Source organism: Halanaerobaculum tunisiense (genome assembly GCF_054657635.1).
The window spans coordinates 1-26221 of sequence record NZ_BAAHYI010000008.1 but is presented as its reverse complement, the minus strand read 5'-3'; the positions used below and the strand labels follow the sequence as shown (position 1 = coordinate 26221).

Genomic DNA, 26221 nt, shown 5'->3' with positions numbered 1-26221 from the left:
GATAGAGGAGGATAGAGGATGAAGGTGAGAGGTATTAGAGGTGCAATCACAGTTGAGAAGAATAGTAGTCAGGAGATTTTATCAGCTACTGAAGAATTATTACAGGAATTAATTGCAGTTAATAATATAAAAGAAGATAATATTGCATCAGTCTTTTTTTCTATGACTTCAGATTTAGACCAAGCTTTTCCAGCTAAAGCTGCTCGAGAATTAGGCTGGTCTCAAATTCCTTTGTTTTGTACTCAGGAATTGGAAGTAGAAGGGGCTTTAGCTAAATGTATTAGAGTATTGATTCATTATAATACTGATCAATCTATAACTGAAGTAAATCATATTTATTTAAGAAAAGCTAAGAGTTTAAGACCAGATTTAGCTGAGAAAGGAGGAGTATAGATGGTTGATCAAAGTTTAGTTCGCCAGGCGATTATGAATATTAAACCATATGTACCTGGTAAGCCAATTGAGGAAGTAAAAAGAGAGCTAGGGTTAGAAGAAGTTATTAAGTTAGCTTCTAATGAGAATCCATTAGGTGCTTCGCCCCAGGCTATTGATCAGATGCAACAGGCTCTAGAAGAAGTACATATTTATCCTGATAGCAATCTGCATAGTTTAAGGCAAAAATTAAGTAGTCAACTAGGAGTAGCAGGGGAAAATTTAATCTTTGGGAATGGTTCAGATGAGTTATTAACTTATTTAGGGCAGAGTTTTATCAAGCCTGATGATGAAATAGTGATGGCTGAAACTACTTTTGGGGAGTATGAATTTACTACTAATTTAATGGGAGCAGAAGTAGTTACAGTTCCGCTGACAGACTATACTCATGATTTAGAGGCTATGTTGGCCGCTATTACAGAGAAGACTAAGATTGTCTTTATCTGTAATCCTAATAATCCAACAGGTACAATAGTTCCCCACCAGGAAGTTGTTGACTTTTTAGAGCAAGTTCCTGAAGATGTACTAGTTGTATTTGATGAAGCATATCAGGAATATGTTACTAGTGAGCAGTATCCTACAACAATAAACTATTTAGCTGATTATGATAATCTGTTGATTCTGAGAACTTTTTCTAAGATTTATGGTTTATCAGGATTGAGAATAGGTTATGGAATTGCCAGTCAGGAAGTAATTTCCTATTTAGAACGAGTTCGGCAGCCTTTTAATGTCAATGCTATTGCTCAGATAGGAGCTAGTGAAGCTTTAGAGGATCAAAGGCATGTTGCCAGATCTAGAGCTTATAATCAACAAGGAAAAGAATATTTATATCACCAGTTTGAAGAATTGGGTTTGGATTATGTGCCAACTGAAACTAATTTTATTTTAGTAGACGTAGCTAAAGATAATGATCGAGTATTTGAGGAACTATTACAAAGAGGAGTGATTGTCAGAAGTTTATCTTCTTATGGTTATCAGACCAAGATTAGAGTCACTATTGGTCTACCTGAGGAGAATAAAGCTTTAATAGAGGCTTTAAAAGAAGTGTTAAGTTTATAATAATATAACTCGAGTAGGGAGGAATTAATAATGATTGTAGTAATGGAACCTAAGGCAAGTGAAGAAGAAGTTGAGCAGGTAATTGAGAAGGTAGAAGAGGAAGATTTTCAAGCACATCCAGATAAGGGCCAATACCAGACAGTTGTAGGTGTAGTTGGTGATGGTCGAAGAGAGGTGCTGCTTAATTCAATTGGTGCTTTTGCTGGAGTTAATAATGTAATTGAAATTAGTAAGCCTTATAAATTAGTGGGGAAAGAATTTAAGTCTGAACCTTCTGTAATTGATGTCGATGGGGTTAAAGTTGGTGGCGATAACTTTACAATTATGGCTGGCCCTTGTGCAGTAGAGAGTAAGGAGCAATTATTTACAGCAGCTAGACAGGTTAAAGAAGGCGGAGCTAAAATCCTTAGAGGAGGAGCTTTTAAGCCCCGAACTTCACCTTATAGCTTCCAAGGTTTAAAAGAAAAAGGATTACAGATGTTATCAGAGGCTGCTCAAGAGACGGGATTAAAAGTAGTTACGGAAGTAATGGATACGCGAGAAGTGGAGTTAGTAGGTCAGTATGCAGATATCTTCCAGATTGGAGCGCGTAATATGCAGAATTATCCACTACTAAGAGAAGTAGGAAAGACTGATCAGCCTGTCTTACTCAAGAGAGCTATGACAGGTACTTATAAAGAATTATTAATGGCTGCTGAATACATTATGGCTGGCGGAAATTATAATGTGATTCTATGTGAACGAGGAATTAGAACTTTTGTTAATGAAACACGAAATACAGTTGATTTATCTGTAATACCTGTTATTAGAGAGTTGAGCCACTTACCAATTATAATTGATCCTAGTCATGGAACAGGTAGTTGGAAGTATGTTTCTCCCTTAGCTAAAGCAGCTTTAGCTGCTGGTGCAGATGGGTTAATGACAGAAGTTCATCCTGATCCAGCTAATGCATTATGTGATGGACCACAATCGCTACGACCTGATAAATTCAGACAGTTAGTAACAGAAATGGGACCAATTGCTGAAGCAGTAGGTCGGGAATTATAAATTCAGTGATAAGTAACAAGTGATCAGTGACTAGTAACAAAAGATTTAAAGGTGAGGTTTTAATTATGAGTGTATAAAGTATGAGTGTGGGGAATCAGTGAATTTATTACGTTAGGACTTGTATGTGAGTAACTTCAAAACTTTTAATTTATATGGTTTTGATTTCGCTCACACTCACACACGTTCCTCACACTTAATGTTAATGAGGTGAGAAGATGATCCAACAAGTTGCCATTATAGGGGTGGGCTTAATAGGCTCTTCTTTAGGTTTAGCTTTCAAAGAAATCACAGACATTAATAAGGTATTGGGGATTGATGCAAATCCTCAGCATTTACAACAAGCTCTAGATATTGGAGCAATTGATGACAGGGTAGATTTAGCAACAGGAGTACAACAAGCAGATTTGGTGATTTTAGCTGTTCCAGTAGGGCTAGTTAGAGATTTAGCTTTAGAAGTAAAGCCTTATCTTAACGAGGAAACAATAGTTACTGATGTAGGTAGTACTAAAGTAGGTTTAGTGACAGAGTTAGAAACAATGTTACCTACCTATATTGGTGGTCATCCTATGGCTGGTTCTGAATTGTCAGGCCCTAGTGGAGCTGACAAATATTTATTTGAAAATGCAATGTATGTTTTAACTAAGACAGAAAATACTAATCAACAGGCTTTAACTAAATTACAGAATTTAGTAGAAAAAATAGGAGCCCAGTCTTTAGTTATAGAGCCACAAGTTCACGACCAGATTGTAGGAGTTACTAGTCATCTGCCTCATTTAGTAGCTGTGAGTTTGATGGAGGCTATAACAGATTATTCCCAAGAGAGTGAATTGCTTACTTCTTTAATTGGGGGCGGTTTTAAGGATACAACTAGAATTGCTGCTGGTGCTCCTAGGATGTGGAAGGATATTTTTTTACATAATCAAGAAGAGGTTTTGGCGGCAATAGATGTATTTTTAGAGAATGTAAAGGAATTTCAGGATTTAATTGCTACTGAGGCAGAAGCAGAGTTGGAAAGTAGATTAGCGGCAGTTAAAGAAGCTAGACAAAGTATTCCAATGCACAAGAAAGGGTTACTACCAACTAATTATGAATTGATTCTTACTTTAGAGGACAAGCCGAATGCTATTGGTCAGGTAGCTACTTTATTAGGTGAGGCCAAAATTAATATTCAAGATATTGAAGTGTTAAAGGTTAGAGATGACGGAGGAACTATCAGACTTAGTTTTAAGCAACAACAGGAACAAGAAACAGCTTATAAATTATTACAGCAAAATAATTATAAAGTGGTGAAGAAATAATATTGATATAATGTGTCATTGACACATTATATCAATAGTCGTGAGCTATGAGTTATGAGTCATGAGCCAATTCAAAGTCAAAATCATAAATCTAATTCAACCCCTAAAGTTTAGAAGTTATAGTGGTTTTGATTTTGAGTTTGAAGATTTTGATTTAGCCCACAGCTCACGACACATGACTCATGACTGTGTCACCTTTGGTGACACAATATATCAATTATTATTCCGAAAATGAGGAGGAAAGAAAGTGGACTTAACAGTAGAACCTAAATCTAAGTTACAAGGAACAGTTAAGGTACCAGGCGATAAATCAATTTCTCATCGAGCAGTTATGTTAGGTTCATTAGCAGAAGGTGTAACAGAAATTGAAGGCTTTCTAACGGGAGAAGACTGTTTAAGTACAGTTCGGGCTTTCCAACAGTTAGGAGTGGAGATTGAAGGTGTAGGAGAAGAGAAGATGACTATTTATGGTCAAGGACTTAAGGGGTTAACTGAACCGGATAATGTGCTTGATCTAGGTAATTCAGGAACTACAACTCGGTTAATGCTAGGTTTATTAGCGGGCCAAGATTTTTATTCAGTGGTAACAGGAGATGACTCCTTAAGGCAAAGACCTATGGCTAGAGTAACAGATCCTGTAGGCCAGATGGGGGGTCAGTTTCAAGGTCGAGATGGAGCCAATTTACTACCAATTACAGTGGTAGGAGGGCAGGATTTAAAGCCTATTGAGTATCAGTCTCCTGTTGCTAGTGCTCAAGTTAAATCTTCTATTTTGTTAGCTGGGTTATATGCAGCAGGTGAAACTAAAGTAGTTGAACCGGCTAAATCAAGAGATCACACAGAAAGAATGTTAGACTATTTTGGAGCTGAGGTAACAGTAGATGGTTTAGAGGCAAGTGTTAAAGGCCAACCAAAGTTAACAGGTAACAAAGTAATTGTACCAGGCGATATCTCTTCAGCTGCTTTTATTATGGTAGCCGGTTTAGTTGCTGCTGATGCTGAGATAAAATTAAAAAATGTAGGTTTAAATCCTACTCGAGCTGGCGTATTAGAGGCTCTAGAACAGATGAAGGCTAATTTAGAGTTGGTTAATGAAAGGGAAGTTAATGGGGAACCAATAGCTGATGTTATAGTTACTACAAGTGATTTAGAAGGGACAGTAATTGATGGTGACTTAATTCCGCTATTAATTGATGAGATTCCTATTTTAGCTATAGCTGCTACCCAAGCTGAAGGTAAGACAGTAATTAAAGATGCTCAGGAGTTAAGAGTTAAAGAAACTGATAGAATAGATGCTATGGTAACAGAATTAAGAAGATTAGGAGTTGAAGTTACAGAACGAGAAGATGGATTAGAGATAGTTGGCCCGCAGGAGATTACAGGTGGGGTGGAATGTTTAAGCTATGATGACCATCGTGTGGCTATGTCTCTAGCTATAGCAGGTTTAATTGCTGACCAACAGATTACGATTCAAGATGCCGAATGTATTGATATTTCTTTTCCTCAGTTTGCTAAACAATTAAAAAGTTTATAAATACTAATCTCTGGTATATACCAGAGATTTTATTATTTTAGGTTGTTATATAGTGTGGGGAACCAGTTAACTTAATGTTTTAAAGTTATTGACTAGTCTAGTGAGATTTCCTAGTTTGACAGCTAAGCTTAGGTTATTATAATATAAATTATGGGGATATTATACCCCATAATATTCTATAATTTTTTGGGATCTATAATTAAGATAGAAAGGACTGGTCAGACATGATTCGTACTAAATTAACCTCTATTTTCTGTCTGATTATTATCTTAATTATTGGTAGCTGTTTACAACCAATGGTAGCTAAGGCTGTAACAAATGATGGAGGACAAGTTAGTTACACCTCCAATTTAGGGATGCTGGTAGTAACTGGATTAGTTATTTTAGCAGTTATATTATTTTTATGGGAACCAGTGCGACTTGATATTATAGCTTTAGCAATTCCGGTGTTATTAGTAAGTTTTAATTCCTGGACTCAGGTATCTACCAGTCAAGCTTTAGCTGGTTTCTCTAATCAAGCTACTATTACTATCCTAGCTATGTTTATTTTAAGTGAAGGTATTAGGCGTAGTGGTTTAATGCAGATTTTGGGAGATAAAATTGCCCAGTTAACTGGTGCTAATGAAATGCGGCAGTTAGGAGTGATTACTGGATTATCAGGAGTAGTAGCGGGGATTATAAATAATACTCCAGTAGTAGCTGCTTTTATTCCTCTGGTAACTGATTTAGCGAGGAAGACTAAAGTATCCCCTTCTAAATTATTAATTCCTTTATCTTATGCTTCAATGATCGGCGGCATGATGACTTTAATTGGCACTTCTACTAATTTATTAGCCAGTGATCTGTCAGCTAGATTAATTGGGCACCCCTTTTCTATGTTTGAATTTACTAAATTAGGATTTATAATTTTAATTATTGGTATTTTATACTTGCTTACGTTAGGTCGCTATTTAACTCCTAGTAGAATTGATCCTAATGAAGATTTAACGGAAGAATATGAAATGGGCGATTTTTTAACTGAAGTAATAATTGAAGAGAATTCTTCTTTACCAGGGCGGAGTGTAGTAGAAGTATTAGATGAAGTAGATCTGGATCTGAATTTAGTTAAAATCATTCGTAATGGAGAGGAGTTTATGGAGCCTTTAGCTTCTAAGGTCTTTCAGGTAGGCGATCACTTGATTATTCGAACTGGTCATCAGACTCTAATTAAACTGATTGAGATTGAAGGTTTACGACATTTATCAGAGATTAAAGTTACAGATCAGGAGTTAGAGGAGCCCCAACAAGGCCAAAAGTTAGTGGAAGTTGTTGTGGCTAATGACTCTTATTTAGCTGGGCAGACTTTAGAGGAAGTTAATTTCTCCGATCGTTATGATACTTCTGTATTAGCTATTCGGCGCGGGAAAGAGTTAACTCATAAGCGAATGGATGATATTATGCTCCATCCTGGTGATGTGCTTTTGTTATTAACTACAGAGATAACTTTTAATAGATTACAAAAGAATCGCAGTTTTATTATTACTAGAGAGCTTGAGAATACTAGTTATCAGTATTCTAAGATACCTATTGCTTTAGGAATTGTAACTGGCGTGATTGCTTTAGCTGCTCTAGAGATAGTACCGATTGTAATTTCTGCTCTTGGAGGCGTGTTGGCAATGGTGGCTACTGGTTGTATAGAACCTAGTAATATGTATCAGGCCATAAATTGGGAGGTTATCTTTTTGTTAGCTGGTTTAATCCCTTTAGGAATTGCCCTAGAAGAGACTGGTACTGCCCAATTTATTGCTAGTCAACTGCTAGAGTTAACTGGCTTTTTGCCTCCTATAGTAATCTTAGGTCTTTTTTATCTTGTGACTGCTATTTTGACTAATATTATTAGTAATAATGCTAGTGTAGTCTTAATGATTCCAGTAGCAGTAGATGCAGCTCACCAATTAGGAGCCCAACCTTTCTCTTTTATTTTGGCTGTAACTTTTGCGGCTAGTACAGCTTTTTTAACTCCTATAGGCTATCAGACTAATCTAATGGTCTATGGCCCTGGCGGTTATCGGTTCAGAGACTTTATGATTGTAGGAGCTCCTTTACAGTTGTTATTAGCTATTTTAACTCCTCTTTGTATTGCTTTTTTCTGGGGCTTATAAAAACCATTTTTAGTTAGTAAAAATGAATATTTTGCAGGAGAAATATTTTTTTGTTAGAAGTAATCAATATAAGTAAAGTTTTTCCTGGTGGCGAATAAAATAATTAGTAGACAGTGCCTACAAAGGGGGATTAAAATGGGATCAACAATTAATGATGGGATTAAATTATATCTTAATCAATCGGCCCATGAATTATTGACATCGGAAGAAGAAAAGGAGTTAGCTAAAAGGATAGATGCTGGAGATAAAGAGGCAGAACAAGAATTAATTGAGGCTAATTTAAGGCTAGTAGTCAGTATTGCTAAGAAATATGTTGGTCAGGGGCTGGATTTTTTGGATTTGATCCAGGAAGGAAATCTAGGTTTGATGAAAGCAATCCAAAAGTTTGATCATGAGCGGGGATTTCGCTTTAGTACTTATGCTACTTGGTGGATCAAACAACGGATTAATAGAGCTTTGGCTGATAAATCAAGAACAATTAGGGTGCCGGCTCATATTTGGGAATCGATAAATAAGTATGTTAAGATTTTCAATAGATTAGCTGGTGATTTAAATCGGGAACCTACTTTAGAAGAATTAGCTGCTGAAATGGGAGTGGAAGAGGATAAAGTGAAGAAGATCCAAAAGTTAATCCAGGATCCTATTTCTTTAGATACTCCTGTAGGAGAAGATAATGATTGCTATTTAGGAGAAGTAATTGAAGATCCCAATATAGCCTCACCTGATGAGCTAGCTGATAAAGATATGTTAAAGCAGGAATTAGAAGGGGTACTAGATACTTTAGATGAGAGAGAAAAAAGAATTCTCCAGTTAAGATTTGGCTTATTAGATGGTAGACCACGTACTTTACGTGAAATTGGCCAAGATTATGATCTATCCCGAGAAAGAATCAGACAGATAGAAAAGAAAGCCTTACAAAGATTACGCCACCCTAAACGAAGTAAAAAATTAAAAGGATATCTTTCTTCCTAATAAATCCTCTATTGTTTATTATATTTTTCAAGTTGCAAATAATATAAGTGCTTGCTATAATAGATATGATAAAAAACATTCTATAAGTTAGTGGTAAATAAAAAAGGAGTTTGATAGTCATGGATAAGGAATTAACAGTAGCAATTGATGGACCAGCCGGAGCAGGAAAGAGTACAGTAGCTAAAGAAGTGGCTACTAGATTAGGGTATATTTATGTGGATACTGGAGCTATGTATCGGGCTATTACTTATAAGGCGCTTCAAGCAGATATTGATCTTGAATCAGAAACAAGTTTAGTTTCTTTAGCCCAGCAAGTAAAAATCAGGTTTCAAAAACAAGAGGGCCAAGATAGAGTTTTATTAGATGGGATAGATGTTACAGAAGAGATTAGAAGTAGTCAAGTTAGTAATCATGTATCTTTAGTGTCTCAAGTAGGAGGAGTTAGAGAGGAGTTAGTTACAACTCAACGTAAGATAGCTAGTCAGTCGGGAGTAGTAATGGATGGTCGAGATATAGGGACTGTTGTAGTGCCTAAAGCAGAAGTGAAAGTCTTTTTGACTGCTTCGGTAGAGGAAAGAACTAAAAGAAGATATGAACAATTGAATTCTAATAGACAGGATGTTAGTTTTTCTCAATTAAAACAAGAAATTATTAGACGTGATAAATTAGATCGTAATCGTGAGGTTAGCCCGTTAAAACAGGCCCAAGATGCTATTAAAATTGATACTACTAATCTAACTATAGATCAAGTAGTTAATAAAATAATTTCTCTTTGTCAGGAGGCATAAGTAGTGGACATCACCTATAATATTACTCATAAATTATTTAGAGTTTTTTTTAAACTAGGATTTAATTGGCAAGTAACTGGTAGAGATAATCTACCTCAGTCGGGGCCAACTATTGTAGTAGCTAATCATGTTAGTAATTTTGATCCACCTATTTTAGGAGCGGCTCTAGACCGTAAGGTCCATTATATGGCTAAACAACAGTTATTTTCTAATCCTGTAGCAGATAAGGTGTTACGCCATTATGGGGCTTTTCCGGTTAAAAGAGGTGGAGTAGGGAAATCAGCCCTCAAGAAAGGATTGCAGATTCTTAAAGAGGATAAGGTATTAGCCTTATTTCCGGAAGGAACGCGCAATAGAGAGGCTAAGTTAAAGCAGGCTAAATTAGGAATAGTAATGTTAGCCACTAAATCACAAGTACCAATTACACCAGTAGGACTGCTAGGGACTAGTAATCCTTTTGACAGAGATGTTAAAGTGAATATTGGCCCGTCTTTTGATTTAGCAAACTATTATAATCGTAAATTATCTAAGGAAGAAATGAGACAAGCGGGAAAGAAAATTATGAATAAAATTGCAGAGTTAGTGGAGTAAAAGAGAGTCCCTAGAGACTCTCTTGATTTATTTGGTGACAGATAGTTATTCTTAGTAATTATTTAGAACCCCACTTATAGATAAAAGGCCTTCTTTAGAAGGCCTTTTAGTTATTATTCCACTTGTTCTCTTTCTCGGAATAAGAAACTAATAGAATATAATCCTGCTAATCCAACTAAAGAATAAATTAATCTGCTAAAGGGAGCTAGTTGTTCCCCCCCTCCAAATAAAGTGGCAACTAGGTCAAAACCAAATAATCCGATTGAGCCCCAATTGAGAGCTCCAACTATAACTAGGATTAATGCTAACCTATCCATGAATTTTCACTCCTTTATGATTCATATTAGTTTCTTTTATAGTATCTTAAAAACAGGAGTTTAATATGTAGATAAGGTACGTTTAATCTGTTAATTTCTTTTATATTATTGGTATCAATAGTAATATTTTACATCTAAACTTAATATACTCCTTATTGTAACTAGTAGATTTAATGATTTAGTAGTTTACTTATAGGTGAGGAGGTATTATTAGTAAATAACTATTCTTAGGTCTTAATTAATCGCTGATTATAGCTTATGAATTTGATTTCCGGTTTTAGCTTGAAAAATGATTGGTAATTACTTATATTAAGAGTGGAGCTAATTAATAATTATTATTGTTTTATTAAGGAGGTTAATTATGAAGTATCGATTAATGTTAGTGATTTTGATAGTACTTATTATTTGTAGTGGTAATGTATTAGCAGAGGACTATAATCCAGAGGCTTATGATCATAAAATAGTGGAGAATTATATTGCCTATAGAATTAAATACATTCATAGTGTGGCTTATAATACTAGTTTAGAATTGAAGAAGTCTCGAGTGGAAAATTACGCTCAATCCATTATTAAGTGGTCGGATTATTATTCTCGAGAATTAGGAGTTGAAATGGATCCTTTATTAGTGACAGCTATTTTAGAAACAGAGACTAATTTTGTTTCTCGGGCTGACTATGATAATGGAGCCAGTATTGGCGTCTCTAGTATGAAAGTTAAAACTGCTAAGTGGATAGCTAATAGATTAGGGGTTAACTATACAAAATGGCGAGTTTTAGATGCTACTGACTTAGGGATTAGATTTGCTGTCTATTATTTAGGATTGGCCCAACAAGAATACGGGAATGATTTACATACAGTAATTACTTCTTATAATCAAGGCCTTAATGGAGCTAAGATAGAAGAGGGAAATCAATTTTATAATAATTATTTGTTTAAAGTATTAGGAAGATATCAATATTATCAGAAACGAATTAGTAAATATGGAGGAACAGCAAGTGATTATTTTTTATATAAGTTTAATAAACAATATAAATAAAATTAAGCCTACCTGTCTAGGTAGGCTTAATAATAGTTTACTTTTTGATGATTTCTGTTCTATAGCCATCAGGATCAGTTAAGAAGTAATAACCTCCACTTGCTTCTTCATCTATGCTTTTGATATCGCTTAACTCATAACCTAATTCTTGGTGGCGATTATAAGAATCTTTTAGATCTTCTACTGTAACAGCAAAATGGCTAAAACCATTACCGATTGTATAAGGTTCTTGGCGATCATAGTTGTATGTAAGTTCTAGTTCAAAATCACCTGTTTGGTTAGTCATATAAACTAGTGTAAATTCATCTTCAGGAAAATCTCTTCTGCGGTCTACTTCAAAATTAAGTGCAGTTTCGTAAAATTCAATAGATTCTTCTAAATCTAGCACTCTAATACAAGCATGAACTACATTGTAATCTTGGCTCATCATTATCTCTCCTTTCTGAATGGTATACATTTTACATTGTAGTAGTTAGTTATTCAATTGTCAATCTTTAATTGAAAATAATTAGATGTCTAAATATTTTTCTTTATTCTTAAGTTAGGGAATGATATAATAAAATCACTAATCATGATCTATTTATTTGGTTAAGTAGATATAGTCATTATTGATATAATGCTTCACTTTTTAATAAAAAAGTTCAATAAAAATTTAACACCTAGTTCGGAAAAGCTACAAAGTAGCTTTTTCCCGAGTAACTTTTATTGAACTATAAAAGTTACCAAAAGATTTCAAGGGAGAACAATCAATGCTTTCTGTCAGTAAAAAAATTGCTATAATATTTAGTTAGTCTTAGTTCATATATTACTTGCTGATCTTAACTATAGGGCACTGATTGTTCTATTTAAATTAAACCAGAGCAATCTTTCTTCATTACTAAGGAAGAGTTTCACAACGACATTTGAATTTTTTAGTAACGAATCTTAGCGAACTGGAGTAAAAATAAGGTTTGAATTACCTAATTTGCAGGGCATTAAATTAGGTTAGCCTTATTTTTAAGCAGTGAGCTGTAGATGAGTTTAAAAAAATTCCGAAAGTGAGAAAACTCTTGCTTAGTAAACTATAAAATTGCAATTACATAAGTTGAGGTGACGAAAGTGGAATATATAGAATTATTAGATCAATTAGAAGATTATTTTAGGGCTGGAGAAACAAAAGAAGAAAAGATAGGAATTGAGATTGAACATTTTATAGTGGCCCAGGATACATTAGAAACTATTACCTACCAAGAAGAAAATGGAATCGAGGATCTACTATATAATTTACAAGATAAGGGGTGGCAAGGAGAAGAAGAAGCAGGTCATTTAATTAAATTATATTCTAATCAGGCTGATATTACTTTAGAACCAGGTGGTCAATTAGAGATTGGGATTTATCCCTGTGGAGAGATTAATCAACTGGAGGAAGTTTATTTTAATTTCTTAGAGGATTTAATTCCTATTTTGGAGGAGCATAATTATTACTTAGTGACTTTAGGTTACCAACCAGAGAGTAAAATTGCTGATATTGCCTGGAATCCTAAACGGCGTTATAAGATTATGTCTAAATATTTTCAAGAAAAAGGAGATTATGCTCATAATATGATGAAAGGCACAGCTGCCTTTCAAATTGCTTTGGATTATAGAAGCGAAGCTGATTTTGTTAAAAAGTTTAAAGTAGCAAGTGTTTTATCTCCAGTATTAGGGATCTTAGTGGATAATGCACCTATATTTGAAGGAGAAATTTATGAAAGACAGGCTTTACGAACGTTAATTTGGAATAATACTGATCAGACTAGAACAGGTATAGTTAATAAAAGTCTAGTATCCGATTTTAATTATCGTAAGTATGCTGAATATATCTTAACTAGAGAGCCTATTTTGATTAAACAAGGAGCTAGTTATCAAGCAACAGGTGATCAAACTAACCGGGAGATTTTTGCTAACCAAGAGTTAAACCAGCAGCAATTAGAACATATTCTGACTATGGTTTTTCCTGATGTGCGGGCCAAACAATTTATTGAAGTCAGAATGGCTGATTCTTTACCACCTAAGCTTAGTTTTGCTCTAGTAGCTTTTTGGAAAGGATTATTTTATGATCAGACTAGCCTCCAACAGGTAACTGATCTGGTTGATCAATTTTCACTGGTAGATGTTTTAACAGCCAAAGAAGATATTATTCAAGAGGGATTAGAGGCTCAATTAGGTAAGCAATCTATTTTAGAGGTGGCTCAAGAAGTGATTAAGTTGGCCCAAGCTGGATTGGATAAACAAGAAGTGGATTATTTAACTCCTTTGTTAGAGTTAGTAGAGGAAGAAAGAACTTATGCTGGTAAGTTAAAAGAGCGATTAGAACATCATTCTAAAGAGGAAGTAATTAAAGACGTGATTATTAATGATAAAGTCGACTATTAAGGAGGGAGAGTAGATGGTACAAGTTAGCAGTAAATACCATAGTATTCTTCAGCAAGCTGAGAAGAAGTACTATCAGGACTACCAAAAGTTACATACTAAATTAGAGGATTCTTATGCCTATTACCAAGGACAAGTGATTCCTTTTTTATACCAACCATTATTTTTTAGTCAGCAGGAAATAAACGAGTTTCAGAACTTAGTAGCTACTTTTAATGGTATTTTAGATAAAGTAGTTACTCAGTATTTAACAGATCAGGAGTTTCGGGCTGCTTTTGGTTTTAGCCGTCAATTAGAAGAGCTAATTTTAGTGGACCCTGGTTATAGTTGTAATCTGCCTATGGAAAGACTGGATATCTTTTATTATGGATCAGAAGATTTTAAGTTTTGTGAGTTAAATGCTGATGGATCCTCAGGAATGGTTAAGACTAATACCTTAGAAGAGTATTTTCTCACTCAGTCCCAGGTGGTAACTGAGCTACAAGCTGATTATGATTTTACTTACTGTGAATTATTAGATAGTTGGGTAGATACGTTACTAGAAAATTATCAAGAATTTAGTGATGGAGCTATAAATCCGCAAGTAGCAATTCTGGATTTTGCTGGCTGTGGTATGCGTAGTGAGTTCAATTTTTTTAAAGAAGAGTTAGCAACAAGAGGTTTAGAAGCTAGAATAGTCGATCCTAGAGAAGTGGAATATAAGAATGGGAATCTGTATGCGGAAGACTTTAGAATTGATTTGATTTATCGGCGTGCTGTAACTACTGATCTAATGGATTATTATGAGCAAATTTCTGATTTTTTAGCTGCTTATAAGAATCATGATGTTTGTGTAGTTGGCCCTTTTCGGTCGCAGATTATTCATAATAAAGTTTTATTTTCTATTTTACATGATCAGGAACAAGTTTCTTTCTTATCTGCTAGGGAACAGCAATTTGTTAAGCAATATATCCCGTATACTGCTACTGTTGACCCTAGTGACCAAGAACAACTGGAGTATATAGTCAATAACCAGAAGGAATTAGTACTAAAACCTCATGATAGCTATGGTTCTCAAGGAGTAGTTATTGGAGCAGATGTAAGTCAGTCCACTTGGGAGGATAAAGTATTTGCTATTGAACAAGAGGATTACTTAATCCAGGAATTTTGTCCTTTACCTGAAATAGATCTGGCTACTTTTAAAGAAGGTCAAGTAGAGATTAAACCTTACAAGTATACTTTAGGCTTATTTGCTTATAATCAAAGTTTTCAGGGGATTTATACCCGAGCTGGTCAGGAAAATGTAATTGCTAGTGCTACTGGTTGTGTAACCTTGCCTAATCTAGTGGTTGATGATGCTGAAGTAAAGAATGAATGAGTCACTTATTTTCATCTAACTGCAAATAGATAGCAAGAAAAAGCCTCCCTTACGGGAGGTTCTTATAATTTAACTACATTTTTAGCTTTCAATCCTTCTTGTTCTTCTTCTAGCTCAAAGGCTACTTCAGCTCCTTGTGGGAGTTGATTATAATTAGGACTGATACTCGAGTAGGCTTCTCCTTCCTGAGGTAAGACTTCTGTAGCATCTACTATTACTTGTTGTTGATCATCCAGGGCAATTTCTCCTTGCCCTTGGTTAGGGTCAAAGTTGGTTACTCTACCATAGTGCATATTTAGCCTCCTTTAGCAATTAATTTTCCCTGATTAGTAGGTGGTTATGTCTGGATAAATAAGTAAATAAGATTTAAGAAAAGAGCAGATGTACAATTTAGATATGGTCACTTATGACTATAAACTAATAAAATATTAAACTAATTTAAAAATAATACCAAATTAAAAACTGAGATAACAAGTGTAAAGACACTTGACATTGCATAAATATAATTGTAAAATGTGAAAGAAGCTAACTATATTAAGGAGGCAAAATATGAATAAAAATTTAAAAGATAAGATAAATTATTTAAAAGAAGAAAGAAATGCGATTATTTTAGCTCATAATTATCAAATAGATGAAGTACAAGCTATAGCAGATTATACTGGGGATTCTTTAGGATTAAGTCGTAAAGCAGCTACAGCTGAAGCTGAGGTTATTGTTTTTGCTGGGGTGGATTTTATGGCGGAAAGTGCTGCAATATTATCTCCGGAAAAGACAATATTATTACCAGCCAGAAATGCTGGTTGTCCAATGGCAGATATGATTACTGTTGAAGGATTAAGAAAGAAGAAAGAGGAGTATCCTGATGCAACTGTTGTATGTTATGCAAATTCTTTAGCAGCAGTAAAAGCAGAAAGTGATATTTGTTGTACTTCTTCTAATGCCTTAAATATTGTAGAGGAACTTGAGAATGACCGAATTTTATTTGTACCTGACCAAAACTTAGGTCAGTATGTAGATGCTAGAACTGATAAAGAAATTATTTTATGGGATGGATATTGTCGGACACATCATCGAGTTCAGGTTACAGATGTAGAAGCAGTTAGAAGCGCTTATCCTGACTCTTCAGTTATAGTTCATCCTGAGTGCAGACCAGAAGTGGTAGAATTGGCTGATTATGTTGGTAGTACAGCACAAATTTTAGATTTTGCTCAAAGGTCTGAGGAAGAGAAGATTATTATTGGAACTGAAATGGGAATTTTATATGGTTTAGAAGAGGAAAATCCAACTCAAGATTTTTATTTATTAAGCCAAAGTTTGGTTTGTCAAAATATGAAGATGACTTCTTTAGAAGATATAGCTTCAGTTTTAGAAGAAATGCAATATCAAGTAACTGTTGACCAAGAAACTAGAGTTCAAGCTAAAGATTCTTTAGATAAAATGTTAGAGTTTAGTAATTAGTGGAGGGGTAGTATGATTTCACGTTACTTAGTGAATTTTGATTTGGCAAATGTTAAACAGGTAAAGAATGATTATATAGTAATAGGAACTGGAGTTGCTGGTTTGGTTAGTGCTCTAAAATTATCTGAATCCAATAATGTTACTTTATTAACTAAAGGAGAACTAAGTGAATGTAATACAGAGCAAGCTCAGGGTGGAGTTGCAGCAGCAATTGCTAAAGATGATACAGTCACATCACATGTTACGGATACTCTACAGGCTGGAGCTGGATTATGTAATCCGCAAGCAGTAAAAGAATTAGTAACAGAAGGTAAGGAACAAATAGAAAAATTAATAGATTTAGGAATGAGATTTGATCAAGTCAATAAAGAATTGGCTTTAACTAAAGAAGGGGGACATAGCTGTTCTAGAGTCTTACATGCTGGCGGAGATGCTACTGGGAGTGAATTGAGAAGTTTCTTAACCAATCAAGTTTTAGCAGTAGAGAATATAGATTTACAAAATAGATTTGTTATAGATTTACTGACTAAGGATGGAGAATGTTGTGGGGTCTTAACCTATAATTCGCAAGAAGGATTGGTAGCTTATTTAGGTCAAGCTGTTATTTTAGCTACTGGCGGAGCTGGGCAATTATATCCTGTAACTTCTAATTCTGATGTTGTAACAGGAGATGGAGTAGCTATGGCTTATCGGGCTGGAGTTGAGGTAATGGATCTAGAATTTATTCAATTTCACCCAACTACTTTACAGTTACCTAATGGACCTAATTTCTTAATTTCAGAGGCTATGAGAGGGGAAGGAGCTGTTTTAAGAAATCAGGCTGGAGAACGCTTTATGTCACAGGAACATAAATTAGCTGACTTGGCTCCTCGAGATATTGTAGCGCGAGCTATTTATCGACAGATGCAAGGGGCAGATATGGATTATGTTTATTTGGATGCAACTGATTTAGAAGCTAATTTTGTCCAAGAAAGGTTTCCCACTATTTATCAGACTTGCTTAGAAGCAGGAATTGATATAACTACTGATTATATTCCAGTTGCCCCAGCTGCTCATTATTTAATGGGGGGGATTAAGACTAATCAAGTTGGTGAGACTAATTTAGATAGACTTTATGCTTGTGGTGAGACAGCTTGTGTAGGAGTTCATGGAGCTAATAGATTGGCTAGTAATTCTTTATTAGAAGGACTAGTTTATGGTGCTAGAGTGGCTAAGGCAGCTGATAAATCACCAACTAGAGATCTTGAGGTGGATATTTCAAGTAATCAACAGATTAATAAGTCAAAGCCATTAGCTAAAGTTAAATCTCAACTCCATAATATTATGGTTGATAGAGTGGGAATAGTGCGTAATAAATCTGATTTAGAAGAAGCATTAGATAGTTTAAAAGAATTGTTAACTAATTTAAGATATAATTTTTCTGTACCAGATAGATGGGAAGTACAAAACTTGTTATTAGTAGCTTATTTAGTAGTCAAGAGTGCTTTATTAAGAGAGGAAAGTCGAGGGGCACATTATAGAAAAGGTATTCCCTATAGTAAACCCCAATGGAAGAAACATATTGTTTTTCAAGAAGAAGAATGGGAGGAGTTAGGTCTTGAATTTTAAGCAACATAAAGTTTTGCAGATAATTGATGATGCATTGGTTGAGGATATAGGGACTGGTGATTTAACTACTAGTAGTATAATAGATGCAGATAAGGAGGGCCAAGGTACTATTTTAGCTAAGGAAGAAGGAGTAATTGCTGGTTTAGAAGTAGCTCAATTAGTATTTGAGCGTTTAGATGATAATATAAATTTTGAACCATTAGTTACAGATGGTCAGCAAGTTGAAAGTAGAACAGCTATTGCTAAAGTAAGTGGTAGGGTCGCTCCTATTCTAACTGGAGAACGGTTGGCCCTTAACTTTTTACAACGAATGTCGGGTATAGCTACTAAAACAGCTAAATATCAAGAGTTAGTAGCAAATTATAATGTTCGAGTGGTTGATACTAGAAAGACTACACCAAACTTAAGAATATTAGACAAGTATGCTGTTAGAGTTGGAGGTGGCTTTAATCATCGTTTTGGTTTATATGATGCAGTGATGATTAAAGATAATCATATTCAAGCTGCTGGAGGTATTATTCAAGCAGTAAAGAAAGCTAAAGTAAATTTACCTCATACAGTAAAAGTTGAGGTGGAAGCAGAGGCCTTAGAGCAAGTTAAAGAAGCATTAGCAGTTGGAGTGGATATTATTATGTTGGATAATATGACACCTGATCTTATGTCTCAGGCGGTAGATGTTATTGATAACCAAGCAATTGTGGAAGCTTCAGGTGGTATTACTGCTGATCAGATTACTAAAGTAGCTAAGACAGGAATAGATGTAATTTCAATTGGAGCTTTAACTCATACTATTAATTCTTTGGATATTAGCTTGGGTTTAAAGGAGGATTAAGATGAAACAAGTTAAATCATTTCTAAAAGAAAAAAATATTGAGTTGTCTTTAGAAAGATACGGAATTCAAGCTTTAGGAGCTATGGCTCGTGGTTTATTTGCTTCTTTAATAGTAGGTTTGATTTTAAAAGTAGTAGGGCAAAGATTATCTTTGCCTTTATTAGTTGATTTTAGTAAGACAGCTAGAGATATGATGGGGCCAGCTATTGGAGTAGCAGTTGCGTATGGTCTAGAAGCTCCTCCTTTAGTTATCTTTACTTCTGTAGTTACAGGAGGAGCTGGAGCTCAGTTAGGTGGTCCAGTTGGTGCCTTTTTAGCAGCAGTAATTGGAGCAGAAGTAGGGAAATTAATTTCTAAAGAAACTAAATTAGATATTGTACTAACGCCTAGTCTAGTGATTATTAGTGGACTCTTAACGGCTAAGTTTGTTGGCCCCCAAATTGATCAATTAATGACTAACCTAGGATACTTAATTATGACAGCTACCAAATTACAGCCAATTCCAATGGGGATTATTGTTTCTACACTAATGGGGATGTCTTTGACTTTACCAATCAGTAGTGCAGCAATTGGTTTAATGCTCAATTTAAGTGGTTTAGCTGCTGGAGCAGCTACCGTAGGATGTAGTGCTCAGATGATTGGTTTTGCTGTAATGAGTTATCAGGAAAATGGTTGGGGAGGATTAGTAAGTCAAGGCTTAGGAACTTCTATGCTACAGATGCCTAATATAGTCAGGAATCCTTATATTTGGCTACCACCGACTTTAAGTGGAGCTATTATAGGTCCTATAGCTACTACTATTATTCCTTTAAAAAATATTCCTATTGGTTCAGGAATGGGTACTGCAGGTTTAGTAGGCCAATTTGGCACTATTGAAGTGATGGGGCTGGAGGCAGTTGGCCCGATTATTTTACTCCATTTTATTTTACCAACGATATTAACTTTAGTTATTGCTGGAATAATGCGAAAGCAAGGTTGGATTAGAAGTCATGATTTAGAGTTAGAATTATAATTAAAAATTTGTTATTAATAGTTTTTATTTAAAGGGAGCCTGCTAAAAGCATGCTCCCTTTTTAGTATTGGAAATTAGTATTTGTCTTATTTAGCTTTACGTTATTAATTAAATAATCTTGTATAAGTTTTTTCTAAATACAAATACTAGTTGTGGATTAAATTTATTAAAAAAGGAGTGAAAGAATGAAAACATTAGCTTTAGTTCTAGCTGGGGGACGAGGAACTAGATTAGATATTTTATCAAATCATCGGGCCAAGCCAGGGGTACCATTTGGAGGGAAGTTTAGGTTAATAGATTTTGCTTTAAGTAATTGTGTTAATTCAGGCATCTATAATGTAGGAGTTTTGACTCAGTATCTACCTCTATCTTTACATGAACATATTGGGATTGGTAAGCCTTGGGACTTAGATCGGAAGTTAGGCGGGATTAATTTATTACAACCTTATAAAGGCCGAAATAACAATGGTAATTGGTATCAGGGTACAGCTCATGCAGTTTACCAGAATATTGATTATATCAAACAGAATAATCCGGATTATGTAGTTGTCTTATCTGGAGATCATGTTTATAAAATGAATTATCAGGATATGGTACAGTATCACCAACAGAATAACGCTGAATTAACGATTGCTGCTCAGAGAGTACCAGAGGAAGAAGCAAGTAGATTTGGGATCTTGGAGTGTAATGACCAACAGGAAATTTTAGATTTTGCAGAAAAACCAGCCGAACCAGCAAGTAATTTAGCTTCTATGGGGATTTATGTGTTTAATACAGATGCTTTAATCAGTATTTTACATGACTGTTGTACGCAGGAGAACTCGGATTTTGGTCACGATATTATTCCGCCTATGATAGATAACAACCAAGTTTTTGCTTATGAATTTGATGGTTACTGGAAGGATGTAGGTACTTTGAAATGTTTTTGGGAGACAAATTTAGCTTTGACTGGCCCAATGCCTGAGTTTAATTTATACGACAAAAACTGGAAGATTCATACTAGAAGTGAAGAAAAACCTCCGGTTAAGTTTGGAGCTCAAGGTAAAGCAGAACAGAGTATTGTTGCTAATGGTTCAATAATTAATGGTGAAGTTAAAAATTCTGTGATTTCGCCCGGGGTATTTATTGAAGAAGGAGCAGTGGTTAGAGATTCAATTATCTTTAATGATACTGTAATTAAACAGGATTCTATAGTTTCACAAGCAATCATTGATAAAAATGTCGTTGTTGGTGATAATTGTCATATAGGATTTGGTAATGATCTAACTCCTAACCAAGAACGGCCTGAACTGTTAAATTGTGGCTTGACAGTGCTAGCAAAAGGAGCTCAAATTCCTGCTAATACTCAAATAGGTCGTGATTGTAGAATTCTATCTTTTGTGGATCACAGTGATTTTACTGATCAAGTTATTCCTAGTGGTAGTACTGTTAAACCAGAAACAAACGAAGAACTTTATTTGCTAGATAAGGCAGAATAAATCATTTTATTAAAAAAATATTTGAAATTTTGATATACTATTAGTAGAAATTAATATTGAATTCGATCTAGCGTGTTACTAATTAGATTAGGCATTAGCTAGAGAGGGTTCTATTATAGTTAGAAAGTGGCTATTAAGTATAGCTAATATCTCTAATTTATAATAGAGTTTTCTCTAGCTTTTTTGTTTTTTGGATAGGTCAATGATTGAAAAAGCTAACGAAGAAAGATTTATCGTTAAAGGGCTGGGGGGATTAACCTCTAGCTTTTTTTGTTTGGAGAAGGAAGATAATTAGTAACATATGATAGATATTATCATAATATATAGTGAACAAGAAAGGAGGAAGATTATGGGAAACTATCAACCTGATGAAGGTAGAGATAGACAAAGAGATCGCTATAGAGATCCTAGGTATCCAGGTTGTCCGAGAAATCCAGGTGAGAGAAATAGACACGTTCATGATTATCAAGGCACTACTTCTTATGATGATAGGCATCGTCATGACTACCGAGATACTACTAGTCCACCTATTTATAATAATAATACCCACTATCATAATTATAGCACAGTTACTACTATGAATGATGCTCATCAGCATATTATGGAAGGGAGTACTGGGCCAGCAATCCGCACTAGCTATGGCCATACCCATGAGATGGAAGGTACTACTAGTTATAATGATCGACATCAGCATGAGTATGAAACTTCCACTTCGCGGCCTATTTCTGAATAGGTAGATTGAAATGGTATTTTATGATTAAAGGAGGGGTATTATTGAAGAAGATAAAGAATATATAGTAAAATCTGGGGATACACTATATAAAATTGCAAATAAGTTTAGAGTGACTGTTGCTCGTTTAAAATCAATTAATAACTTAGACAGTAATCTAATTTACCCGGGGCAAAAACTAAAAATTCCTGAAAAACAAGAGGGAATTTATATTGTTAGGGCAGGAGATACATTATTTGAAATTGCAAACAAATATAATATAACAGTTGATCAATTAAAGTTATATAATAGACTGGAAAGTAATATAATTAATATTGGACAGAAACTATATATTCCAAACCAAAAGCTAATAAACCTTGTTAATCAATTACCTAATAATATATATACTACTAGTGATAGCGGAAAAGATGTAAGACAAATACAAAAAGGGCTAAATACTTTAGGCTATTTATTGGCTGAAGATGGAGAATATGGAGAAACAACCAGAAGAACAATTTTAAATTTTCAAAAGCAATATAAAGAATTAGCTAATGATGGCATATATGGGCCAAAAACAAGAGATTATTTATATCGAGCTTTATTGACTGATCATATTGAAGTAGTAAACCCTAGCGATATTTTAGTACTTGTAAATAAAAATTATAGTCTTCCAGCAGATTATGTTCCCCAAAATCTCGTAGTACCAGGTGTTTCTTTTCCCTTTGAAGAGTTTCAGCAAAAGAAATTAATGCGGGAAGAAGCAGCAACTGCTCTTGAAAGATTATTTACGAGAGCGAATCAGGAAAATATAGATTTATATGCAATTTCTGGTTATAGGTCCTATGACCGGCAAGAAGCAATATTTGGTGCTAAAGCTATGGAACGTGGTTTAGAAGTTGCTAATCGATTCAGTGCTAAACCAGGAGAGAGTGAACATCAAACTGGTTTGGCAATGGATGTAAGTAGTCCTCAAGTTAATTTTCGCTTAACTCAAGAGTTTGGTGCTACAAAAGAAGGAAGCTGGTTACGAGAGAATGCTCCTCAATTCGGATTTATTATTCGGTACTCAAAAGGAAAAAAGGAGATTACTGGGTATCAATATGAACCTTGGCATATTCGTTATGTGGGAGAAGATATAGCCTCAGAAATTGCAAAGCAGAATATAACCTTAGAAGAATATTTAGATAAGGCTTAATTAGTAAAAAAGGAGTCTAGCCAATAGACTCCTTTACTTTTTGAAAAATTAGAATTTATAACCTGCTCCAATTTTTAAGCCAGGAGAGTATTGATCACCAATCATTCCCTTAAGTCCAGCTCTTAAATCAACTTGGTTATCTAAATTGAGCTTAATTCCTAGGTCATAATGAACTACTAGATCCTCTCTAGCAGTTGATAAATCAAATTCATAAATTCCAGTTAGCTCATTATCAATTATTCTAGCTCCATTGATACCTAAAAAAGGACTATCATCAGTAATTCCGGCTACCAAAGCAAAATTAGAATCAATTTGATACTTGCCTCCAATTCTAGTAAATGGTCCTCCTATCTTACCTATTAAAGCTGTCTTTGGTGTTAGACCGTATTTTCCTTCTAATGTTACTCCGTTATCACTGATAATCATGCCCGTTACTACTCCGTGATTAGTTAGAACTTGAGGACTAGTAGAGGCTAATGAAGTTCCGGTAAATAAAACTAAAATTGTAATTATAGAATAAATAGTTACTAGTTTTTTCATTAGTTTTGACTCCTTTTGTTTGTATATTTATTAGATGTGCTATTATATTTATTCTAGTTTAGTGTTACATTCCCTGTTAGAAAAATATGGTTTATTTTTTATTGGAAGGTTTGGATATGGATCCCTTCTATTGTGGACCATTCTGCGTAGAGTACGTCTTCGAATTTATGAATTTGATGATCTAATAGTTTTTGTTCTAACCAGTCTCGATCTAAATTATGATATTTGAGATTTTGCCATAAGACTTGGCCATCGGTGATAAGAGTAATTGGGATATCAACTTCTTGTTGTGGTAAATCCAAATCTTGTCGGCTCGGTGACCCGTGTTCATACTTATTGAGAACAGTTATTTCTCCGTTAGGTTCTAAAATGGCGTATTCTACTTCTCTAAGAGAGAAGACATCTTTTTCGCGTAGTAAGGAGCGTAGTTGGGTAATTGTCATTTTATTGTTTTTTAACTCCTGGTAATCAATTTGGCCATTCCGAATTATAACTGCCGGAGAATCAGCTATAATCTTTCTGATTCGAATAAATTTTCGTTCCAGTAGATGGATTAAAAACATTAATAACCCCCAAAGAGATAGAGCATATAAAATATAACCAACTCCAGTTTCTGGATCGTAAATAGCATTTCCTAAGAGTTCTCCAAGTACAATAGCAGATATAAAGTCAAAAGGAGTAAGTGGTGTAATCTGTCTTTTGCCAATAAACTTAGTAATTGTAAATAGTGCTATAAATCCAATTGTTATCTCCAAAGTGATACTACCTATCCCAGGCATAATTTTTGAGCCTCCCTTCATATATCTTTTACTAAATTAAATTTAATATTAGGATTGTATAGCAAAAACATTTAGTTATATTTATATCTAATCATGTGACAAGGTAAAATAATAAAGAGATAATTGTAGAGGAGGGAGGGGTTAGATGCAGGAATATATTGAAGCAATCTGGACAACTATATTAATTTTTATAATGTTAGTGGTTTTAACTAGAGTAATAGGTAGAAAGTTGTTGGCCCAGCTTACTTTTTATGATTTTGTAACTGGGGTAACTATTGGAACGATTGCTGGTGCATATGTTGTTAATGAAGCTGAAGGTGCTGCTGTATTATTAAGTCCAATTGTATTAGCTTTATGTTCGTTAGGTTTAGGTTATTTAACAGTTAAAAGTTTAAGGATCAGAAAAATATTTAAAGGGGAACCAGTAGTGATTATTCAAAATGGTAAAATTCTTGAAGAAAATATGTTTAAATCTCGTTATACATTAGATGCTTTAGAGATGCAGTTACGACAAAAAGGGGTTTTTAATATTAATCAGGTGGAATTTGCTGTTTTAGAATCCAATGGGAAATTGAGTGTCTTAAAGAAAAGTTCTTATAACCCAGTTACTCCTAAAGATTTGGATTTGGATACTCAGTATCAAGGGTTACCGACAGAGATAATTAAGGATGGGGAAGTTTTAGAACAAAATTTAAGACAGAATAATCTTGATTTTAATTGGTTATATAGTACATTAAACCAACAAGGGGTAGATGATATTTCAAAAGTTATGCTAGCAAGTTTAAATACAGATGGATCTTTGTATTTGGATTTAAAAGATGAAGAGGCTAATTATACTCAACAAGTGGAGGATTAATGTTAGTTTTTAGTTGATTAGAATTGACAATTGCACTAGCTTCTTTTTATAATGATACTAAGTTTATAAATAAGGAGGGGCTAGTATGGAAGCTAAACAAGAGTATTATAAGACACAAGTAGAAGAAGTGATTAAAGAATTAGAAAGTAGAAATATGGAAGGATATTATTGTGCTACTGCAGAAGAAGCTTTAGAGCAAGTATTATCTTTATTGCCTAAGGGGCAGAGTGTTTCCTGGGGTGGTTCTAAGACATTAAATCAATTAGGAATTAAAGAGAAAGTACATGAAGAGGATTATACTGTATATGATCGGGCGGAGGCTGCTAATGAAGCGGAAAAGGATAAAATTTATCATCAGGCTTTAAATTGTGATTATTATTTGATGAGTACTAATGCTATTACTCAGAAGGGGAAATTAGTTAATGTTGATGGTAATGGTAATCGAGTAGCAGCTTTAATCTATGGTCCACAGCATGTAATTATAGTAGCTGGAATGAATAAATTAACAGTTGATGAAGCAAGTGCTCGGCAGCGAGTTAGAAATCACGCTGCTCCAATAAATACTCAACGCTTAGATATGGAGACACCTTGTGCTCAGACGGGTCAGTGTGCTAATTGTAAGGCAGAAGATAGCATTTGTAGTCAGACGGTAATAACTAGATTATCTCGTTCAGAAGGTAGAATTAAAGTAGTCTTAGTAGGAGAAGAATTAGGCTATTAAATATAAGTAATTATTTGTATAAATATAACAAGATTTTAGAATAGGCTAACGTCTTTAGGGCGTTGGCCCT

The 26221-nt window shown here is 34.5% G+C and carries 26 protein-coding genes; 21 read left to right on the top strand and 5 right to left on the bottom strand.

The features are described from left to right. Positions 1 to 18: 18 nt before the first annotated feature. From aroH to ACYQ3D_RS08200, 9 genes are all read left to right on the top strand, one after another. Positions 19 to 393: a chorismate mutase gene (aroH, locus tag ACYQ3D_RS08240; RefSeq protein ID WP_459837719.1), complete on the top strand. Its 375-nt coding sequence runs from the start codon at positions 19 to 21 to the stop codon at positions 391 to 393. Further along, positions 394 to 1491 carry a histidinol-phosphate transaminase gene (gene hisC / locus ACYQ3D_RS08235; RefSeq protein WP_459837718.1) on the top strand — a complete coding sequence of 366 codons (1098 nt, stop codon included), beginning with the start codon at positions 394 to 396 and terminating at the stop codon, positions 1489 to 1491. A gap of 30 nt (positions 1492 to 1521) precedes the next feature. Then, positions 1522 to 2538, top strand: a complete 1017-nt coding sequence (gene aroF / locus ACYQ3D_RS08230) for a 3-deoxy-7-phosphoheptulonate synthase (protein ID WP_459837716.1) — start codon at positions 1522 to 1524, stop codon at positions 2536 to 2538. A 215-nt stretch (positions 2539 to 2753) separates the two neighbouring features. Further along, positions 2754 to 3836 carry a prephenate dehydrogenase/arogenate dehydrogenase family protein gene (locus ACYQ3D_RS08225; protein WP_459837715.1) on the top strand — a complete coding sequence of 361 codons (1083 nt, stop codon included), beginning with the start codon at positions 2754 to 2756 and terminating at the stop codon, positions 3834 to 3836. Positions 3837 to 4083: 247 nt separating this feature from the next. Beyond that, positions 4084 to 5370, top strand: a complete 1287-nt coding sequence (gene aroA, locus ACYQ3D_RS08220; RefSeq protein WP_459837713.1) for a 3-phosphoshikimate 1-carboxyvinyltransferase — start codon at positions 4084 to 4086, stop codon at positions 5368 to 5370. 224 nt (positions 5371 to 5594) lie between these two features. Continuing rightward, positions 5595 to 7511 (top strand): SLC13 family permease, encoded by a 1917-nt coding sequence (locus ACYQ3D_RS08215; protein ID WP_459837711.1) that lies wholly within the window; start codon positions 5595 to 5597, stop codon positions 7509 to 7511. A gap of 135 nt (positions 7512 to 7646) precedes the next feature. Then, positions 7647 to 8483, top strand: coding sequence for a sigma-70 family RNA polymerase sigma factor (locus tag ACYQ3D_RS08210; protein ID WP_459837710.1), 837 nt, complete (start codon positions 7647 to 7649; stop codon positions 8481 to 8483). Between the two features lie 119 nt (positions 8484 to 8602). Continuing rightward, positions 8603 to 9271, top strand: a complete 669-nt coding sequence (gene cmk, locus ACYQ3D_RS08205) for a (d)CMP kinase (RefSeq protein ID WP_459837709.1) — start codon at positions 8603 to 8605, stop codon at positions 9269 to 9271. Positions 9272 to 9274: 3 nt separating this feature from the next. Further along, positions 9275 to 9862, top strand: coding sequence for a lysophospholipid acyltransferase family protein (locus ACYQ3D_RS08200; RefSeq protein ID WP_459837708.1), 588 nt, complete (start codon positions 9275 to 9277; stop codon positions 9860 to 9862). Between the two features lie 113 nt (positions 9863 to 9975). On the opposite strand, the gene ACYQ3D_RS08195 is transcribed toward ACYQ3D_RS08200, so the two are convergent. Beyond that, the gene (locus tag ACYQ3D_RS08195) at positions 9976 to 10179 is read right to left on the bottom strand and encodes a DUF378 domain-containing protein (protein WP_459837706.1); all 204 of its coding nucleotides are present in this window, start codon (positions 10177 to 10179) and stop codon (positions 9976 to 9978) included. A gap of 361 nt (positions 10180 to 10540) precedes the next feature. Here ACYQ3D_RS08195 and ACYQ3D_RS08190 point away from each other — a divergent pair, with 361 nt between their 5' ends. Beyond that, a complete protein-coding gene (locus ACYQ3D_RS08190; RefSeq protein ID WP_459837704.1) occupies positions 10541 to 11215 on the top strand; it encodes a transglycosylase SLT domain-containing protein in 675 nt (224 codons plus the stop codon). Between the two features lie 37 nt (positions 11216 to 11252). On the opposite strand, the gene gloA is transcribed toward ACYQ3D_RS08190, so the two are convergent. Further along, positions 11253 to 11642, bottom strand: coding sequence for a lactoylglutathione lyase (gene gloA / locus ACYQ3D_RS08185; RefSeq protein WP_459837702.1), 390 nt, complete (start codon positions 11640 to 11642; stop codon positions 11253 to 11255). 671 nt (positions 11643 to 12313) lie between these two features. Here gloA and ACYQ3D_RS08180 point away from each other — a divergent pair. Further along, positions 12314 to 13609, top strand: a complete 1296-nt coding sequence (locus ACYQ3D_RS08180; protein ID WP_459837700.1) for a glutamate--cysteine ligase — start codon at positions 12314 to 12316, stop codon at positions 13607 to 13609. A 13-nt stretch (positions 13610 to 13622) separates the two neighbouring features. Beyond that, a complete protein-coding gene (locus tag ACYQ3D_RS08175; RefSeq protein WP_459837699.1) occupies positions 13623 to 14963 on the top strand; it encodes a circularly permuted type 2 ATP-grasp protein in 1341 nt (446 codons plus the stop codon). Between the two features lie 62 nt (positions 14964 to 15025). Here ACYQ3D_RS08175 and ACYQ3D_RS08170 read toward each other — a convergent pair whose 3' ends face one another. After that, the gene (locus tag ACYQ3D_RS08170) at positions 15026 to 15256 is read right to left on the bottom strand and encodes a cold-shock protein (protein ID WP_459837697.1); all 231 of its coding nucleotides are present in this window, start codon (positions 15254 to 15256) and stop codon (positions 15026 to 15028) included. Positions 15257 to 15512: 256 nt separating this feature from the next. Here ACYQ3D_RS08170 and nadA point away from each other — a divergent pair, with 256 nt between their 5' ends. The 7 genes from nadA to ACYQ3D_RS08135 all read left to right on the top strand — a co-directional run bounded on the left by nadA (position 15513) and on the right by ACYQ3D_RS08135 (position 23255). Then, positions 15513 to 16421: a quinolinate synthase NadA gene (nadA, locus tag ACYQ3D_RS08165; protein WP_459837695.1), complete on the top strand. Its 909-nt coding sequence runs from the start codon at positions 15513 to 15515 to the stop codon at positions 16419 to 16421. A gap of 12 nt (positions 16422 to 16433) precedes the next feature. Next, positions 16434 to 18029, top strand: a complete 1596-nt coding sequence (gene nadB, locus ACYQ3D_RS08160) for an L-aspartate oxidase (RefSeq protein WP_459837694.1) — start codon at positions 16434 to 16436, stop codon at positions 18027 to 18029. Further along, entirely contained in the window at positions 18019 to 18861 is an 843-nt protein-coding gene (gene nadC / locus ACYQ3D_RS08155) for a carboxylating nicotinate-nucleotide diphosphorylase (RefSeq protein ID WP_459837692.1), read from the top strand. Before nadB ends, nadC begins: the two co-directional genes overlap by 11 nt. A 1-nt stretch (position 18862) precedes the next feature. Continuing rightward, on the top strand, positions 18863 to 19873 hold the full coding sequence (locus ACYQ3D_RS08150; RefSeq protein WP_459837691.1) for a PTS sugar transporter subunit IIC: 1011 nt from the start codon (positions 18863 to 18865) through the stop codon (positions 19871 to 19873). A gap of 185 nt (positions 19874 to 20058) precedes the next feature. Next, entirely contained in the window at positions 20059 to 21351 is a 1293-nt protein-coding gene (locus tag ACYQ3D_RS08145) for a glucose-1-phosphate adenylyltransferase (protein WP_459837690.1), read from the top strand. A gap of 349 nt (positions 21352 to 21700) precedes the next feature. After that, a complete protein-coding gene (locus ACYQ3D_RS08140) occupies positions 21701 to 22084 on the top strand; it encodes a YmaF family protein (protein ID WP_459837689.1) in 384 nt (127 codons plus the stop codon). A 109-nt stretch (positions 22085 to 22193) separates the two neighbouring features. Next, positions 22194 to 23255 carry a D-alanyl-D-alanine carboxypeptidase family protein gene (locus ACYQ3D_RS08135; protein ID WP_459837687.1) on the top strand — a complete coding sequence of 354 codons (1062 nt, stop codon included), beginning with the start codon at positions 22194 to 22196 and terminating at the stop codon, positions 23253 to 23255. A gap of 48 nt (positions 23256 to 23303) precedes the next feature. Here the strand turns inward: ACYQ3D_RS08135 and ACYQ3D_RS08130 are convergent, their stop codons facing one another. Both ACYQ3D_RS08130 and ACYQ3D_RS08125 read right to left on the bottom strand, forming a co-directional pair. After that, positions 23304 to 23795: a hypothetical protein gene (locus ACYQ3D_RS08130; RefSeq protein ID WP_459837685.1), complete on the bottom strand. Its 492-nt coding sequence runs from the start codon at positions 23793 to 23795 to the stop codon at positions 23304 to 23306. 98 nt (positions 23796 to 23893) lie between these two features. Continuing rightward, a complete protein-coding gene (locus tag ACYQ3D_RS08125) occupies positions 23894 to 24574 on the bottom strand; it encodes a DUF421 domain-containing protein (protein WP_459837684.1) in 681 nt (226 codons plus the stop codon). 145 nt (positions 24575 to 24719) lie between these two features. Here ACYQ3D_RS08125 and ACYQ3D_RS08120 point away from each other — a divergent pair, with 145 nt between their 5' ends. Next, positions 24720 to 25430 (top strand): YetF domain-containing protein, encoded by a 711-nt coding sequence (locus tag ACYQ3D_RS08120; RefSeq protein ID WP_459837683.1) that lies wholly within the window; start codon positions 24720 to 24722, stop codon positions 25428 to 25430. Between the two features lie 85 nt (positions 25431 to 25515). Further along, positions 25516 to 26151 carry a lactate utilization protein gene (locus tag ACYQ3D_RS08115; RefSeq protein WP_459837682.1) on the top strand — a complete coding sequence of 212 codons (636 nt, stop codon included), beginning with the start codon at positions 25516 to 25518 and terminating at the stop codon, positions 26149 to 26151. Positions 26152 to 26221 lie beyond the last annotated feature (70 nt).